The sequence below is a fragment of the Haliea atlantica genome, from assembly GCF_054779855.1.
In genome coordinates, this window is record NZ_BAAGXL010000035.1 from 1 (window position 1) to 1,425 (window position 1,425).

General features: G+C 57.0%; 1 protein-coding gene. It reads right to left on the minus strand.

The window, feature by feature from the left end; all coding sequences use genetic code 11:
- Positions 1 to 295 precede the first annotated feature (295 nt).
- A complete protein-coding gene (locus tag ACYVGS_RS17750; RefSeq protein WP_027951329.1) occupies positions 296 to 1,333 on the minus strand; it encodes an IS110 family RNA-guided transposase in 1,038 nt (345 codons plus the stop codon).
- Positions 1,334 to 1,425 lie beyond the last annotated feature (92 nt).

Here is a 1,425-nt window from a genome sequence, read left to right on the forward strand (position 1 = left end):
CGTGTATGGACTCCTCCTCTATTGCAAGCACTTTTTTGATCACGAGAAGGTACGACTGCCTACGTGTATCCGGTCTCTCCAATGATGCCGTTTTATAGGCATCGGACCCTGATGGGCTATTCGCACGCCGGTTCCCAATCGCTTACACGAGCTCGTGGCTCCACGCTCATAAAGGGTTTTCCCGGCGTCGGTCGACCTGTTCGCCATCAATCAAAATGCCATGCAATCGCGGTGTTGGATGTCTCCCTTGGAAACTCTGTTTAACTCACTTTGTGTGCCACGTTCAGACGGCACCTCACATGCTGGCTGCAGCCAGGTTGTTGTCATAGTCCGTGTCGTTGTGCACCAGCGCCCAGGCAATTCGGGCTGTTTTGTTGGCCAGTGCTACCGTTGCCACATTGACATGCTTTCGGGAGGCAAGGCCTTTAAGCCAATGACTCAGTCCGTCGTCTTTGCCATCAACATGACGCAACACGGCTCGTGCTCCATGAACGAGCAGCTTGCGCAGGTAACTGTCGCCGCGCTTGCTGATCCCCAGCAGACGATCCCGACCCCCGGTGCTGTGCTGTCTGGGCGTCAACCCAAGAGAGGCGGCGAAGTCCCGTCCTCTGCGGAAAGCCTTCGCGTCGCCCAAGGCGCCCGACAAGGCACTTGCTGTGAGCGGCCCCACGCCACGCAAGGTCATCAAACGTTGCGCCACAGGATCTTGCTTGACACTGTCAGCGATCCGCTCGTCAAGCTTTGCGACGCGATCATCCAGGTGCTGGAGATCCTCAGCCAGCCCATTCAGCAGAATGCGGAAACTATCGCTAAGTCCGTTCTCGGCGTCTTCCAGCCATGTTGGTAAGGCCCGGCGGAGCTGCTGGATGCCCACCGGCGCGACAATGCCGTACTCTCCCACCAGTCCCCGGATCTGGTTGGCTTTGGCGGTACGCTGTCCCACAAGCTCTTCCCGGATACGGTGCGCTGCCTGAATGTCCTGCTGGGCAACCGTCTTGGGCGCGACATAACGCATGTTCGGCCGGCTCATGGCTTCGCAGATCGCCTCCGCGTCCACCCGGTCATTTTTGTTACTTTTGACATAGGGCTTCACAAACTGTGCGGCAATCAACCTGACGTGATAACCCCGCTTCTGCAGTTCCCGGGCCCAGTAGTGAGATGAGGCACAGGCTTCCATGCCAATCTCGGCACCGGCCGGTACTTTCCGGCTGATCGCATCAAGCCACTTGTGGCGGGAGTATTTGCCTTGCCATTGAGTTTGATCGTGACGGTCTACGCCGTGCACGTGGAAGACTGACTTGGCAATATCAACACCGACGCGGATAATATTCATCTGGGCTTCTCCTCATCTTCATGATGGTTGGCTTATCACTCACCATTTTGGCACGTAGATGCCGGTTAGGTGAGGAGGAGTCCATCCCATTG